This window comes from Paenisporosarcina sp. P5_A11, assembly GCF_056400705.1.
The window spans coordinates 1-664 of record NZ_JBFUKT010000391.1; the positions used below are offsets into that span (position 1 = coordinate 1).

Below are 664 nucleotides of genomic sequence, written 5' to 3' on the forward strand. Positions count from 1 at the left end.
CCGTTAATCTTTTCATTCTTATTTCCCCCTAGAATAGAAAAACTCCTTTTCAAACTAACTCTAAGATTTCTTTGAAATTATTCACAACAAAATCTGCTTGTTTTAATTCATCTTCTTGAGCAAAATCAAAGTTCACACCAATAGCAATAAGATCATTATCCTTGGCAGCAGTTATATCTGAAGAACGGTCCCCGACAACGTAGCCTTCTCCCAGTTGTTTTTCTTTTTTTACCATTTTTACTAAATCTGATTTATGCCCAGATTTCATCAGTTGGATACTGTATGTATGTTGAATAAATCTATCCAAATTATAAGTTTCTACAATTGCTTGTAAGTATTCTATCTGTCCATTGCTAGCAATAAATAAGGGGTGCTTTTTACTTAACTCATTTAATGTTCTCTCCACATCAACATATAAAGCACCTTTTTGTGCTTTGATTAGTTCTATAAGCTTTTTATGAAAAATCTCATTGCTTTTTTCTCGTATTTCTAGTGAGTGGTTTGGACAAAGTGTTTCCCATACAACTGGTAGAGGTACACCCATAATTTTTCTATATTGTTCTAGCGGTGTTTTTGTATCCCATAGATTTTCTTTTCGTAGTACATCAAATGTTTCTTCTAGGGCAGGTTCTAGAATTAAATTTGTTTGAAATAGGGTTCCATC

Annotated in this window: 1 protein-coding gene; it reads right to left on the bottom strand. The window is 32.7% G+C overall.

Annotated elements, in window-relative coordinates:
* Positions 1-49: 49 nt before the first annotated feature.
* On the bottom strand, positions 50-664 hold a 615-nt coding region (locus tag AC1DOS_RS20450), incomplete at its 5' end, for an HAD hydrolase-like protein (protein WP_477538951.1).